This is a genomic window from Mycobacterium sp. IDUB_28, assembly GCF_055419285.1.
This window is the reverse complement of the sequence record NZ_JBVAXK010000004.1, coordinates 79,965-93,521: the sequence shown is the minus strand read 5'-3', so window position 1 is coordinate 93,521 and position 13,557 is coordinate 79,965. Positions and strand designations below refer to the sequence as shown.

Genomic DNA, 13,557 nt, shown 5'->3' with positions numbered 1-13,557 from the left:
CAGCCTAATCCGCCTGCACCGACACCACTACGAATGTGCGCACCGCGCCGGGAACCGAGGCGCTGCACATCGACAGCAGCGGCTCGGACATCTGTTCTGCGAGAACAACTTCCACGGGCCCGGACGCACCTGCGAGCTCGACATGGATTCCGTCCTCTTTGTGTTCGATCCCCAGTGGCGACAACGCCTTGATCCGGTCCTCGCCGATCGCTTCGCGGGCGAAATACTGCGCTGCCTGTACCGCATGCGGCAGACAGGTGCGGCCGCGCAGGTACCTGTGGTCCAACCGGCCGTCGAGATACAACGCCACCAACCCGGCGGAGTCGGTCGAATCCACCCGTCCGTAACAGAGCCCCTCAGGCAGCACCAGCATCGTTGCCGCAAACCGGTCGCCACCCAAATGCGAGCATTCCCAGGTGAATTCGGGATACTGTGACGCAATGGTAGCCGCCGCGGCGCGGCCTCGGACGGCGCAGCACTGATCGTGCTTGCCATGTGCACACACCGCGACGAGCGGTCCGGTGGTCAACGAGCCGTCGGAACCATCCAGCGCGATGTCGAGGTATTCGGCGGGTTCGTTCACCTCCCCGTGGTACAGGGCCTCGCTGCCTTCGTCACACTGTGCAATGAACCAACGCCAGCGCGGCTTCTCGGGACGGCGTCCCGGCCGACGAATCGCGGTGACCCGCATGCCTGCTGTCTCGAAGCGGCGGCAGACCTGGCGGCCGAGTCCACGATCGATGATTGCCGGCGAGTCGAGGAACGCGGATTTGCCCCAGCCGCCGCACAATTCGAGCATCGCCCACGAATGTCCCGCGCCCGCGGTGCCGTAGATGGGGTCGTTGCGTAGCAGCGACTGGTCGCTGCACGGTGTCCGCTTCGGCCTGCTCATCAAATCTGTTGTGGCGCTGTCGAACTGCCTCCGACTGGGACCAATACCGCCTCGCGCAGCAGACGGCGGATCAATACGATCGAGTCCGCACGGTCGAGGCCGGGTAGCGAATCGGTGGCGACCAGCCCACGATGGAGCGCTTCGATTGCCGGGGCGCACGACTCGGGAAAGGTCATGGTCCGATCCGGCAACCGCAACACCACACGGCCGTCGGATAGTCGCGGCGTGCCGACGAGTCCGTGGCGCCAGCGAACCGGTACCGCGCCGGCCGATTCCGCGGCCTCCATGTTGGCAAGCACCCGGACCGCGGCAGGCCGGGTCCGTTCGGCATGCCGGTCGGACAGTCGGACAGCTGCACCGTCGCTCAGATCGCCAGCTCGATCCCGCACGACGTCGATCAAGTCAGCCATGACTTTGCTTGTCGTCGCCGCCATTTCATCGCGGTTGGTGGCGTCGATACCCAGCGGCAGCGACCTTCGAAATTCGCTGTCCCCGGCCAGGGTGTCGACGACCGCGCGGACTACGTCGAGATGTGTCAGCGCGGACACCCCGATGGTCATGTGAATCGATGTGGCGTCCTCGGATTGTGCGGAGTGCACCCAACCTCGAGGTAGGTAAAGCGCATCGCCGGCTTCCAGGACGGTGTCGATGACCGGGTCGTCGTCCACCCGTGCGGTGATCTCGTCGCGGTAATCGGTCCACGGTTGGGAGGGCAGCGGGTGCAGGTGAACGGGCTCGTGCACCGTCCAGTGCTTTCGGCCCGACGTCTGCAGGACAAACACGTCGTGGACGTCGTAGTGCGGATCGAATCCGCGGTTGCCCGGCGGGGTCACGTAGGCGTTGGCTTGCACGGGGTGACCCAGATCGTCGACCATGGACCGCACGAAGTCGATCAGCGGCGGCCACAGCCGGTGCAACCCTTGTAGCACGATGGTTGCACCAGATGAGAACTCCGCCAGCACCTTTGCCGAATCCACCTGGTCCGGCATCTCGGCGCCGAAACCGGCCGGTCCGGTGTAACAGCCACGGGCGAGCAGGTCCCCAGCCCTGGCCATGCGAATGAACGGCGTCCGCACTCCGCGCTCGCTGATCAGCTCGTCGACTGCCGACGGCGACAGCAAATCGTTGAAGTCACGCGGCAACGCATCAGCTCGGCTGAGCAACGGTCTGCGCCCCCAATACTGGGTTGCGAACAACCCAGCATCGGTGGCTATGCAGCGACTGAGCATCGACTAACGGTTAGGCGGTTCCGTCGGCTCCGCCATCGTGGCCTTCGGGGTTGGAGCCGCCGTCGGCTGGGCCTTCGCCCGCGGATTCGCCCTTGGAGTCGTCGGCAGTCCCGTCGGCGCCGCCGTCGTGACCTTCGGGGTTGGAGCCGCCGTCGGCCGTACCTTCGCCACCGCCGCCTGATGTCGTGATGTCGTCATCGTCGAGTGCCATGATGATCCCTTCTTCTTGATTCCGGAATGCCGGACTGTTGCTAGCTTGCGCCGGTCGCAACCTATCAGCGGCCACGCATCAGGGGGTGTTCACGCGCGCGGCGCCGGTCAAACCCATGATCGGCCAGAAGGTCATTCTTGATTCTGCCCACTGGCCAGCTTCTTGATCAGCTGCATCTCGCCATCGGCAAACGGCCGGCCGTTGGGCTGCAGTAGGTCGGCGAACCATTGCTTCGGCGGTGTGGTGACCGGTCGATCCCAGGAACTCCACGGCAGATACGTCTGCGTCTTGCCGGCCACCAGACCCCAGTTGAGCGCACCCACATTGTGCCGCTTGGCAATTGGCAGCACACCTTCCACGGTGCTGCCCAGCGATCGCGCCAGATATTCGGTGCAGAGGATCGGGCGCCCCAGGGGAGCGAGTTCGGTGATGCGGCCTTCGAACTGGGACGGCGACCCGTAGTTGTGGAAGGTGATCACGTCGGCATTGTCCAGCTGGATGCCGGCGATCGCGCTGCGGCTGCCGGGGTCTCCCCAATTGCCCTGCCACACCCCACTTGTCAGCGGTTGAGCCGGGTCGACGGCACGTGCCCAGCGGAATACCTGTGGCAGCAGCGCGGCAACCTTGTCCAGTTTGTCCTTGCGTTCCACTTTGCGGTATTCGCGGGCGGGATTGTCCGGTTCGTTCCACAGGTCCCAGCCCAGGATGCGGTCGTCGTTGCGGAACTGGCTCAACACCCCGGTGACGTAGTCCTGCAGCACGGGGAAGTAGCGGGGGTCGTCGAGGCGTTCGGCGCCCGGGCTCTGCACCCAGCCGGAATTGTGCACGCCAGGGGTGGGCGCCCGCTGGCGACCGACTCGGGGGAACGGGTCCCAGCAGGAGTCGAACAACACGAAGAGTGGCTTGATGCCGCGGCGCGCCGCGATGCCGACGAACTGTGCCAACCGGGTCTGGAAGCCCTGTCGATCCTGCGCCCACAGCTGGTCGTGCAGGAAAACCCGCACCGAGTTGATCCCATAGAAACGAGCCGCAGCCAGCTCGTTGTCGATGCGCCGTGCGTCGAAGGTCTGCGCCTGGAACATCTCCAGCTGGTTGATGGCGGTGGAGGTGGTGTAGTTGACGCCGACGAGCCAGCCCTGTGCCTGATACCAGTTGTGGGCACGGTCGGCCGGCCAGCGGCCAGCCTCGGCGGAGGCACGCGGTACCCGAGCCAGAGCCGTGCCCACGGCCAGCGCAAGCGGCAGCTTGAGGGCGGTTCGACGGTCCACGACGCGACGGTAGTTTTTCGCGACGGTGTGTCGGGTGCGGCCCACCGGGGTGCGACACTTTGCGGTTGGAAATTGTTATCGCGCTGTCATCTTGAGCGCGGATACCGTGGCGGGGCCCGGGCCACACGAGCCCCACCGGTCACCGCTCGGGCGGGCCTGCCGGGGCCGCCCAACTCCCAGCGATATTTCCACCAGAGCGCGACAATCCGGCGTCGCACGTGATGTTGCGGAATATGGAGCCGTGGCCGGACCTGCTGGCGCAATATCGCGGGTAGGTGGGAAAGTCGGGCAATGGTGGTGGTCGGTCCACCAGGCCCTACGCCGGCGAAAGCTCCCCGCTCACGATCAGCGGAAGCGAGATCATCCCGGCGCCCCCGGTAACCATCAGCACCCAGCGACCGTTCACCGGCAGGGTCACCTCGACGGGGAAGATGGCGAAACCGAGCTCGGCAGCGGTGGCGGCCTCGGGCAATGCGAATTCGATGTTCAACGGAACGTCCTCGGCAGGTGGCCTGATCTCGACCTCGATCCGCCGATCCGGACTGCCGGTCTCCGACTGCGTGAGCACCACCAGCAGGAACTGGGCCAGCCGATCTCGTTCCACCGCGAACCGTAGCAACACCCCGCCCGAGACGCTCAGCTTGTTGTCCACCGCCGAAGCTGCTTCGGCCAGGAACGCCCCCACTATCACCTGGCTGAACCTACGCCGCGACCTGCGGTAAGCCCATACCTCGATATATTCGACTGACCACCGGCCGAGGAGGGTGAGCGTGGATGATGCGGGCCCGGCCGTCGACTTTGACGATCTGACGTCGCCGCAGCTCACCGATGTGCAACGCCAGATCCTGGAGTTCACCGAGGCCAAGCCGGTCGCATTCGACATCGGGAAGATGCGCGCTGAGGCCGGCGAACAAGCCGGCGTGACCGATCTCGACGACACCGACGGCTTCACCGATCGCCTCACCGCGCACGTGGCCGCGATCGAGGCGGACGACGGACTGCGCCAGCTCACCCGGTCGAGTCTGCGGCAGCGGGTCGTGCGGCTGCTGCGTAACCGGATGTCGCTGACCGAACTGCTCAAGCGATATCCGGAGATCGAATCGATTCCTATTGAGAAGCCCTTCATCGTGGTCGGCATGCCGCGATCGGGCACCACGCATCTGGTCAACCTGATTGCGGCCGACCCGCGTCGGCGTGCTCTGCCGTATTGGGAGAGCCAGGATCCGATGCCGCTGCCGGGCCAAGGTCCCGACGCGTACGGCGTCGACCCGCGCTACACGCGCACCAAGGCCGAACACGATGCATTGATGGCCAGCGCGCCGTTGGTGGCCGCCATGCACGACCGCTATCCCGAAGCCATCGAGGAAGAGGTCGAATTGCTCGACCTCGACCTGGCCTCCTACGTACTGGAATGGCATGCCCGCGTTCCGGATTGGCGCGACTATTACCTGTCGCTGAATCAGCACCACCACTATGCGTATTTGAAGAAGGTGTTGCAGGCATTGACCTTCCTGCGCGGACCGCGAACCTGGATATTGAAGAGCCCGCAGCACTGTGAGCAACTCGGACCGCTGGTGGCCACCTTCCCCGATGCGACGGTGGCGTTCACCCACCGCGATCCCGCCGCGGTGATCCAATCCGCGATCACCATGATGGCGTATTCGGATCGGTTGCGCCGCAACAGCATCGACCCGGACTGGCTACTGGAGTATTGGAGTGACCGGGTGCACCGGCTGCTCAGCACCTGCGTACGCGACCGCGGTCTCGTCCCGGCCGAACGCAGCATCGACATCAGCTTCCACCACCTCAACGGCAACGAAATGCCGCTGTTGGAAGAGCTTTACCGCTGCGGCGGCGTCGAACTGACCGCCAAGGTCCGTGACCGTTTCCAGAAGTACCTCGAGGGCAACCCCCGCGGTAAGCACGGCCGCATCCGCTATGACCTACGCCGGCATTTCGGAGTCTCGGCCGACGAACTGCGTGCCCGATTCGCCTTCTATTTCGACAGATTCGACGTCCGCGCCGAATGAAGGAGGGTCAGTGAGTTTTGAACCGGTGTACCGCAACCGGCCCGGCGCTGACGCGATGCGCCCCGCCTGCGCCGAACACGCCGAGCCGATCGCCCCCGGACTCTGGTGCTCGCCCGGACTGTCGAATACCTACCTGCTGACCACCGACGAGGGACGGGTGATCGTCAACACCGGCATGGGATTCGAAGGCCCGGTGCACCGCGCCAACTTCGATGCGGTCGACTCCGGCCCGGTGCGTTACATCATCTTCACCCAGGGGCACGTCGACCATGTCGGGGGACTGGACAGCGTCCGTGACCCCGAAACCACCGTTGTCGCGCAAGCGAATTGGAAATTGTGGCGGGACGACAACGAACGCCTGATCCCGTACCGGGCCAGCCGCAGCGCGTTCGCCTTCAAAGACACCCTGGCCGACGGTATTCAGGCCATCCAACACCGCCTCGGCACCAAACGACTGCCCGGGCAGAGTGTGCCGGTGGTCGACCTCGACTTCGACGAGACCCTCACGCTACAGATCGGCGAGCGACGGCTGGAGCTGATCTCGGTGCCCGGCGGCGAGACCACCGACTCACTGGTGGTGTGGCTACCCGACGAGCAGATATGCTTGTGCGGCAACACCTTCGGCCCGATTTTCGGCCACATTCCCAATCTCGTCACCATGCGTGGCGACCGGTACCGCGACGCCTTGTCGGCGATCGCCTCCGTCGACCGGGTGCGTGACCTGCGGCCCGAGCTGTTGGTTACCGGCCACTTCGAACCGATCGCCGAAGCAGAACGCATCCACGCCGAATTGACGCGGCTGCGCGATGCGATCGCCCACATTCACGACCAGACCGTGGCCGGGATGAACGCCGGCAAGGATGTGCAGACGCTGATGCAAGAGATCAGGCTGCCCGCGGAATGCGAAGTGGGCCAAGGCTACGGGAAGGTCGCCTGGGACGTCCGGGCCATCTGGGAGAACTACTCCGGCTGGTTCCATCAGCGCTCGACCACCGAGCTTTATCCGGTGCGGTTCGATGCCGTCGCCGCCGACGTGGTCGAACTCGCCGGCGCCGATGCCCTGGTCGCGCGGGCCCGGATGCATCTGGACGCCGGACGCCCGGTGCACGCCATCCACTTGGCCGAGCTGGTGGCCGAACAACATCCGGAGGCGCGCGCGGTGCTCAGGGCGGCCCACGAAAATCTGCTCGCCGACAGCACGAATTTCTGGGAAACCGCCTGGCTCACCCGACAGATAGCGAGCAACTCATGACCACGCGGGCATTGAAAGCTGAAGACCTCTACCACACCGGCATCGTGGTTCCCGACCTCGAGGCGGCGATGATCAGATTCACCGCGCTGGCGGGCTACCGGTGGATCAGTCCGATGAGCTACACCCTGCCGTTCCGCACCGCCGACGCAACCCGGGACCTGACCTCGACCATCACATACTCGGTGCAGGCGCCGTATCTCGAACTCATTCAAGAGGTTCCGGGCACGCCATGGGTGGCCGCGCCCGGCAACGCCGTCCATCACCTCGGCTACTTCACCGACAACCTCGCCGACACCGCCCGGCTGCTGCAGGACAACGGCCTCACCTTCGAAATGACCGCTGATGTGCCCGGTTCGGAATTGGCGATGTTCGCCTACTACGTGGACCCGGATGGCACCCGCATCGAGGTCGTCGACCGGGCCCTGTTCCCCGACTTTCCCGCGTTCGTGCGGTCCCAGGCCCAGTAGCCGTGACGAGCTGACCGTCGCCCATATCGATCATCCGCTCAAGGTGACGGCCGGCGCCCCTGTGCTGGCCGCTGACCGCGCTTAGAGACCGAACGACGGCGGCGGCGGCATTTCGGTCACCAGCACCGGCAGCGAGATCGCTCCGGTGCCACCGGTGACCACCATCACCCAGCGCCCGTCCGCAGGCAGGGTCAACTGCAGCTCGAAGAAGGCGAACCCGGGAAACTCTGCGACGGAGGCTTCGGGTACCTCGAATTCCAACCGGATCGGATCGTCGTCGTTGGGCGGACGCATCTCGATCTTGACCTGTCGGTCGGTGTTACCGGGCTCCGCCTGGGTGAGCACCACCAAGACGAACCGGGCCGACCGATCCGGTCCGAGCCCGAAGCGGGACAACACCCCGCCCGATACGTTGAGTTTGTTGTCGACGACGGCGGCCGCGTCGGCCAGGAATGCGCCCGTAAGTATCACGCCGCTGAACCTAGCCCATAGGCGCGGCGGACTGCAGATGCCCCTCGAAGCGGCAGATGCGAAAGCTCCGCCCAACCCGGCGCCGAGGGACAATACTGGGCACATGTCTGATCGCCTGCCTGATCGCAACGTGCTGGGTGGCCCGTTGGAACCGTGCGGCAACGAGCCGGTCACCGGCTTCTACCGGGACGGCTGCTGTTCCACCGGCGACGAGGACCGCGGCTTGCACACCATTTGTGCGGTCGTGACCGCCGAGTTCCTCGAGCATCAGCGCTCCATCGGCAACGACCTGTCCACCCCCGTGCCCGAGTACCGGTTTCCCGGGCTGCTGCCCGGCGACCGGTGGTGCGTCACCGCCCGAAATTGGCTGCGGGCTCACCAGGACGGGTGCGCAGCGCCAGTGGTGCTGGCGTCCACCCATCAGCGCACGCTGGACGTGGTGCCGCTCGAAGTCCTCGAGGAGCATGCTGTGGACGTGCCCGACGACCTGGCCAGCCTGTGATCACGGCACCTCGGTCGAATACAGCCAGGCCTCCCACAATGGCCGCAGCGACTCGTCGGTGTAGCCCGCCGCCAAGCCGGTGAAGTCGTCCGTGTCGGCCGTTGCGTGCCGATAGCGATTCGTCCAATCCTTCAGCAGCGCAAAGAAATTCGTGTCACCGAGCCGACCGCGCAGGGCGTGCAGCGTGAGCGCGCCGCGCTTGTACACCCGATCGTCGAACATCCGCCGCGGTTCGGGATCGCTCAACAGCAGGTCCTGTGCCTGGTGGCGTAACTCGGCGTGATACTGGTGGGCGAGTTCGTCGGCGCTGGGACCGCCGCTGTGCTCGGACCACAACCACTCCGCGTAGCAGGCGAATCCCTCGTGCAGCCAGATGTCCCGCCATCGGCGTGCGGTCACGGAGTTACCGAACCACTGGTGGGCCAGTTCATGGGCGATCAACCGCTCGCTGTCTGGGCTGCCATCGCAGTGGTTGGCTCCGAAGATCGAAATCCCTTGTGCTTCGAGCGGAATTTCCAGTGAGTCGTCAGTGACCACCACCGTGTACCCGTCGGCCAACGGGTAGGGTCCGAACAGGTCGATGAACACCTTCATCATCTCGGGTTGACGGCCGAAGGTGTGGTCGAAGTCCCTGCGCAGCCGCCGGGGGAGCGCGGCGCGGATCGGCACCGGTGTCCTTGTCAGCCGGGCCATCTCGTAGACGCCGATCTGCAGGGTGATCAGATACGTCGACGTCGGTTCGGACTGTTCGTAGGTCCACACCGTCTGCGAGGACCGGGTGCGGTGCGCTATCAACTTGCCGTTGGCCACTGCGCGGTAAGCACTTTCGGTGCTGACCTGAATGCGGAAGGCGGCCTTGGCGCTGGGATGGTCGTTGCAGGGGAACCAGGATGCGGCGCCGTTGGGCTGTCCGGCGACCAGCGCGCCCTCAGTCAACTCTTCGAAACCGACGTCGCCCCACAGTGTTCGGAACGGCTTGGGGTTGCCGCTGTAACGCACGACGACGGTCAACCCGGCACCGGACGCCAACTTCTCGGCCAGCGTGATGCGCAGTTTGCCGCCGCGGCAGCTGAAACGCTGCGCGCGCTTGCCGTTCACCGTCACCTTCGACACCGAGAGGGTGCTGGACAGATCGAGGGCGAATGCCTGCAGTTCGGTGAGGGTCACCGCGGTGATGGTCGCTGTCCCCGTCAAGCGGTTGACGCCGACTTTGTATTCCAGGTCCAACTCGTACCGCGACACCGAATAACCGACGTTGCCGTTGCGCGGCAGGTACGGATCCAGGGCAGCCTTCTTCGCCGGGGACTTCACGCCGCGGTGTCCTCGACGCGGGACGCGTTCTTGCGGGCCGACTTCTTGCGGCCGGCTTTGCGGGCCGCCTTCCCGTCCGCCTGCCAGGGCCGGACCGGATTGCCCTGCCAGCGAGTCGATCCGGGCACCTCGTCACCACGGACCACCAGCGACGCCGGGCCGACGGACGCCCCGGCCCCCAACCGCGCTGCCGGCAGTGCGACGCAGTGCGGGCCCAGCGTGGCACCCGACTCCAGCACCACGGTGTCCATCCGCATGATCCGGTCGTGGAACAGGTGAGTCTGCACCACGCAGCCGCGGTTGACGGTGCTGCCCGCGCCGAGCGAGACCAGGTCCGCCTCGGGCAGCCAGTAGGTTTCACACCAGGTGCCCCGCCCTACCGTCGCCCCCAGCCCCCGCAGCCACACGTTCAGCACCGGCGTGCCGGCCGCAGCCCGCGCAAACCACGGCGCCGCAACGGTTTCCACGAAGGTGTCGGCCAGCTCGTTGCGCCACACGAACGACGACCACAGCGGGTACTCACTGGCCTTGATCCGGCCCACCAGCAACCACTTGGCCACCACGCTCACCACGCCGGCGACCGCACCTGCCGCCAGCAGCACCAGTCCGGCGAAAAGGGCGGTCCACCAGATCCCCCATTCCGTTGCCAGAGCCTGCAGTACGCCCAGCACGGCGAGCCCGATGGCGGCGGTCACCACCATCGGCAGCAGCCGGCAACCCTCCACGGCCGCGCGCTTCAGCTTCAACCGTGTCGGCGGGTAGTAGGTGGTCTCGTCATCGGCCTCGGCGGGGCGTCGACGCAACCGCATCGGCGGACTGCCCAGCCAGGACGAGCCGCGTTTGGCCTTGGGCGGCGTGGCCGACAGCACCGCAACCAGACCCTCGTCGGGCACCCGTCGGCCCGGCTGGGTGATGCCCGAATTGCCGAGGAACGCGCGTCTCCCGACGGTCGTCTCGGCGGCGTAAATCCAGCCGCCGCCAAGCTCATACGAAGCAACCATGGTGTCGTCGGCCAGAAACGCCCCATCTTCGATGACGGCGAACGTGGGCGTCAGCAGCACGGTGGAGATCTCGGTGCCGCGGCCGACCTGCGTGCCCAGCAGCCGCAACCAGGCCGGCGTCAGCAGACTCGCGTACACCGGGAACAGGTAGGTGCGGGCGGCGTCCATCAGCCGCTCGGTGGTCCACAGTTGCCACCCCGACCGGCTGCGCACCGGGTGGTATCCGGCCCGCAATCCGAGCGATAGCGCCCGCACTGCCGCCACCGTCACCACCGCATAGACGATGACCGCAACCAGCGTGGCCGCCGGCGTCCACAGCAGCGCGGGCACCGCCGCCTGCGCCAGGCTGCGGGTGCCGTGGACGGCCCACGCGATGACCGCCAGCCCGCTCGCTACTGCGAGCAGCGGCAGGCCGGCCAGCAGCAGTGACGTCACCCCGTATACCGCTACCCAGTGTGAGCGACGGGCGGGCCGCTCATCGGGCCACGGGTGCTTGACCCGGCCGGATTTGGTCGCCGGGGACCCCTTCCAGTACTGGCCGTTCTTGATCTTGTCGATCACGCCGGAGCCGGGTGCCACGTCGGCGTTCTTGCCGACGACCGCGCCGGGCAGCAGCGTGGTCCGGGCACCGATGGTCGCGTCGTTGCCGATCGTGATGGCGCCGAGGTGAAAGGCGTCCCCGTCGATCCAATGCCCGCACAGATCCACTTCGGGTTCGATCGCGCTGCGTTCACCGACAGTCAGCAGACCCGTCACCGGCGGCATCGAATGCAGGTCGACCCCCTTGCCGATCTCGGCGCCCAGCGCGCGTGCGTAGTACACGAGCCACGGTGCGCCGGCCAGGTTTTCGGCACCGCTGGCCGCGGCCAGCCGCTCGACGAACCACACCCGCAGATGCACCGAGCCACCGCGCGGATAGGTACCCGGTTCGACATTGCCCAGCAGCAGACGAGCGAACAGCACCGCGATCCCCATCCGTCCCGGCGGGGTGACGAACAGGATGAACGCGATGCCGACCAGCCACCAGCTCACCGTGGCCGTCCACGGCACCAGATGAAGAGCACGGGCGATGTTGTTCCCCAACGCCAGCCAGGTAACCCACTGCAGGGCGGCCAGCGTCGCCAGCGGGAGCGCTGCACAGAGCTGAATCATCTGAGCGCGCAGCGGGGTCGGTCGCACCACCCGTTCGGTGACCTGCGGCGGCGCGTCGAGCTCGTCGAGGAAACCGGCGAGCGAGCCCAGCCGCGGATGATCGTAGAGATCAGCGACGGTGAGCTGCGGGTACTGCTGTCGCAGGCTGACGATCAGCTGAGCGGCGGCCAGCGAGCCGCCGCCGAGCTCGAAGAAGTCGGCCTGCGCGCCGGTCACGGTGGCGCCCAGCAGGTCTCGCCACAGTTCGGCCAGCCGCCCCGCGGTGCCGGCCAGTTCCGGGACGTCCTCGGCGCTACCCGGCGCGGGCCACGGCAACGCGTCGCGGTCGACTTTGCCGGAGGTCCGGGTGGGCAACTCCTCGATCCGTACCAGCCGCGGCACCAGCCCGGCCGGCAGGTGCTGGGCAAGTCGGTTGCGCGCCTCGGCGATGTCGAAGTCCGGGTCGGCGCTGACGACGTATCCGACCAGTACCGCGGCGCCGCCGGCGGTGCGCCGGACCGCTGTCGCCCCGCCGCTGACCCCGGGCAGGCTGATCAGCGCCGCGTCCACCTCGCCCAGCTCGATGCGCCGGCCACCGACCTTGACCTGGTCGTCGCTGCGTCCACAGAAGTACAGCCCGTCGCGCTCGAGGCGGACCAGATCGCCGCTGCGGTAGGCCCGCGGCCAGTCCAAAGTCGGGATTGGCGCGTACTTTTCGGCGTCCTTGTCCTCGTCGAGGTAGCGAGCCAGACCCACCCCGCCAATCACCAATTCGCCGGTCTCGCCGTAGCCGACCGGTTCGCCGTCGGCGTCGACCACCGCCAGATCCCAACCGGCCAGCGGCAGCCCGATGCTGACCGGTCCCGTCGCGTCCAGGCGGGCAGCGCAGGCCACCACCGTGGCCTCGGTGGGCCCGTAGGTGTTCCACACCTCGCGGCCCTCGACGGCGAGGCGTTCGGCAAGCTCGGCGGGACAGGCCTCCCCTCCGAAGATCAACAGGCGCACCGCTTCCAGCGCTTCGGCCGGCCACAACGCGGCCAGCGAGGGCACCGTCGACACCACGGTCACGTCGCGGGTCACCAGCCAGGGTCCCAGGTCGATCCCGCTGCGTACCAGCGACCGCGGCGCCGGGACCAGGCAGGCGCCGTGCCGCCAGGCCAGCCACATCTCCTCGCACGACGCGTCGAACGCGACCGACAGCCCGGCCAGCACCCGGTCACCGGGTCCAATAGGGTTGTCTTGCAGAAACATTCGTGCCTCGGCATCGACGAATGCCGCGGCGCTGCGATGGGTGACCGCGACGCCTTTGGGAGTGCCGGTGGACCCGGAGGTGAAGATGATCCAGGCGTCGTCGCGGGCCAGCGGGGCCGCGGCCCGCCAGCCACGCGAGGCGCCCTGGGTGCGGTGGATGCCTTTGTCGGTGATCACCGCGACCACGTCAGCTTCACCGAATACCAACTCGGCGCGTTCGTCGGGATCGTCGGCGTCGACGGGCACGTAGGCGGCCCCCGCGGCCAGCACCGACAGGATCGCGACGTACAGCGAATAACTGCCCGAGGGCATCCGGATGCCGATCCGGTCACCGCGGCCAACACCGCGGCCGGCCAGCCAGGTGACGCTGGCCTTCATGTCCTCGAGCAACTCGCTGTAGGTAAGTTGCACCTCGCCGTCGTCGATGGCCACTGCGTCCGGGTAGCGCGCGGCGGTCTCTTCGACGATGTCGATCAGGGTGCGCGGGTTCGGCGCGTCAGCCGACAGCAGATACTGCGCGGGAATCTCGGGCACGCTAGGA

At 66.8% G+C, this 13,557-nt stretch carries 12 protein-coding genes; 4 read left to right on the top strand and 8 right to left on the bottom strand.

The features are described 5' to 3' along the window. Positions 1–4: 4 nt before the first annotated feature. The 5 genes from ACZYZ9_RS09860 to ACZYZ9_RS09840 form a co-directional block, all read right to left on the bottom strand. Positions 5–892, bottom strand: a complete 888-nt coding sequence (locus tag ACZYZ9_RS09860; RefSeq protein WP_463826083.1) for a sucrase ferredoxin — start codon at positions 890–892, stop codon at positions 5–7. Further along, positions 892–2,121: a cupin domain-containing protein gene (locus tag ACZYZ9_RS09855; protein ID WP_463826082.1), complete on the bottom strand. Its 1,230-nt coding sequence runs from the start codon at positions 2,119–2,121 to the stop codon at positions 892–894. The genes ACZYZ9_RS09860 and ACZYZ9_RS09855 overlap by 1 nt, the downstream gene beginning before the upstream one ends. Positions 2,122–2,131: 10 nt before the next feature. Then, positions 2,132–2,332: a hypothetical protein gene (locus ACZYZ9_RS09850; RefSeq protein ID WP_463826081.1), complete on the bottom strand. Its 201-nt coding sequence runs from the start codon at positions 2,330–2,332 to the stop codon at positions 2,132–2,134. Between the two features lie 131 nt (positions 2,333–2,463). Continuing rightward, positions 2,464–3,600, bottom strand: coding sequence for a glycoside hydrolase 5 family protein (locus tag ACZYZ9_RS09845; RefSeq protein WP_463826080.1), 1,137 nt, complete (start codon positions 3,598–3,600; stop codon positions 2,464–2,466). A 316-nt stretch (positions 3,601–3,916) separates the two neighbouring features. Continuing rightward, on the bottom strand, positions 3,917–4,291 hold the full coding sequence (locus tag ACZYZ9_RS09840) for a hypothetical protein (RefSeq protein WP_463826079.1): 375 nt from the start codon (positions 4,289–4,291) through the stop codon (positions 3,917–3,919). A gap of 79 nt (positions 4,292–4,370) precedes the next feature. On the opposite strand from ACZYZ9_RS09840, the gene ACZYZ9_RS09835 reads away from it, so the two are divergent. From ACZYZ9_RS09835 to ACZYZ9_RS09825, 3 genes are read left to right on the top strand one after another with little or no spacing between them, the layout of a single operon-like run. Further along, entirely contained in the window at positions 4,371–5,630 is a 1,260-nt protein-coding gene (locus tag ACZYZ9_RS09835) for a sulfotransferase family protein (protein WP_463826078.1), read from the top strand. A gap of 55 nt (positions 5,631–5,685) precedes the next feature. Then, positions 5,686–6,882: an MBL fold metallo-hydrolase gene (locus tag ACZYZ9_RS09830; protein WP_463826418.1), complete on the top strand. Its 1,197-nt coding sequence runs from the start codon at positions 5,686–5,688 to the stop codon at positions 6,880–6,882. After that, a complete protein-coding gene (locus ACZYZ9_RS09825; protein ID WP_463826077.1) occupies positions 6,879–7,349 on the top strand; it encodes a VOC family protein in 471 nt (156 codons plus the stop codon). The genes ACZYZ9_RS09830 and ACZYZ9_RS09825 overlap by 4 nt, the downstream gene beginning before the upstream one ends. 81 nt (positions 7,350–7,430) lie before the next feature. Here ACZYZ9_RS09825 and ACZYZ9_RS09820 read toward each other — a convergent pair whose 3' ends face one another. Beyond that, positions 7,431–7,820: a hypothetical protein gene (locus ACZYZ9_RS09820; RefSeq protein ID WP_463826076.1), complete on the bottom strand. Its 390-nt coding sequence runs from the start codon at positions 7,818–7,820 to the stop codon at positions 7,431–7,433. A 115-nt stretch (positions 7,821–7,935) separates the two neighbouring features. Between ACZYZ9_RS09820 and ACZYZ9_RS09815 the strand changes: the two genes are divergently transcribed. After that, entirely contained in the window at positions 7,936–8,322 is a 387-nt protein-coding gene (locus ACZYZ9_RS09815) for a DUF2237 family protein (RefSeq protein WP_463826417.1), read from the top strand. Here ACZYZ9_RS09815 and ACZYZ9_RS09810 read toward each other — a convergent pair whose 3' ends face one another. Together ACZYZ9_RS09810 and ACZYZ9_RS09805 are read right to left on the bottom strand one after the other, a co-directional pair. After that, positions 8,323–9,633, bottom strand: a complete 1,311-nt coding sequence (locus ACZYZ9_RS09810; protein WP_463826075.1) for a M1 family metallopeptidase — start codon at positions 9,631–9,633, stop codon at positions 8,323–8,325. Then, positions 9,630–13,550 carry a Pls/PosA family non-ribosomal peptide synthetase gene (locus ACZYZ9_RS09805; protein ID WP_463826074.1) on the bottom strand — a complete coding sequence of 1,307 codons (3,921 nt, stop codon included), beginning with the start codon at positions 13,548–13,550 and terminating at the stop codon, positions 9,630–9,632. The genes ACZYZ9_RS09810 and ACZYZ9_RS09805 overlap by 4 nt, the downstream gene beginning before the upstream one ends. Positions 13,551–13,557: the final 7 nt, after the last annotated feature.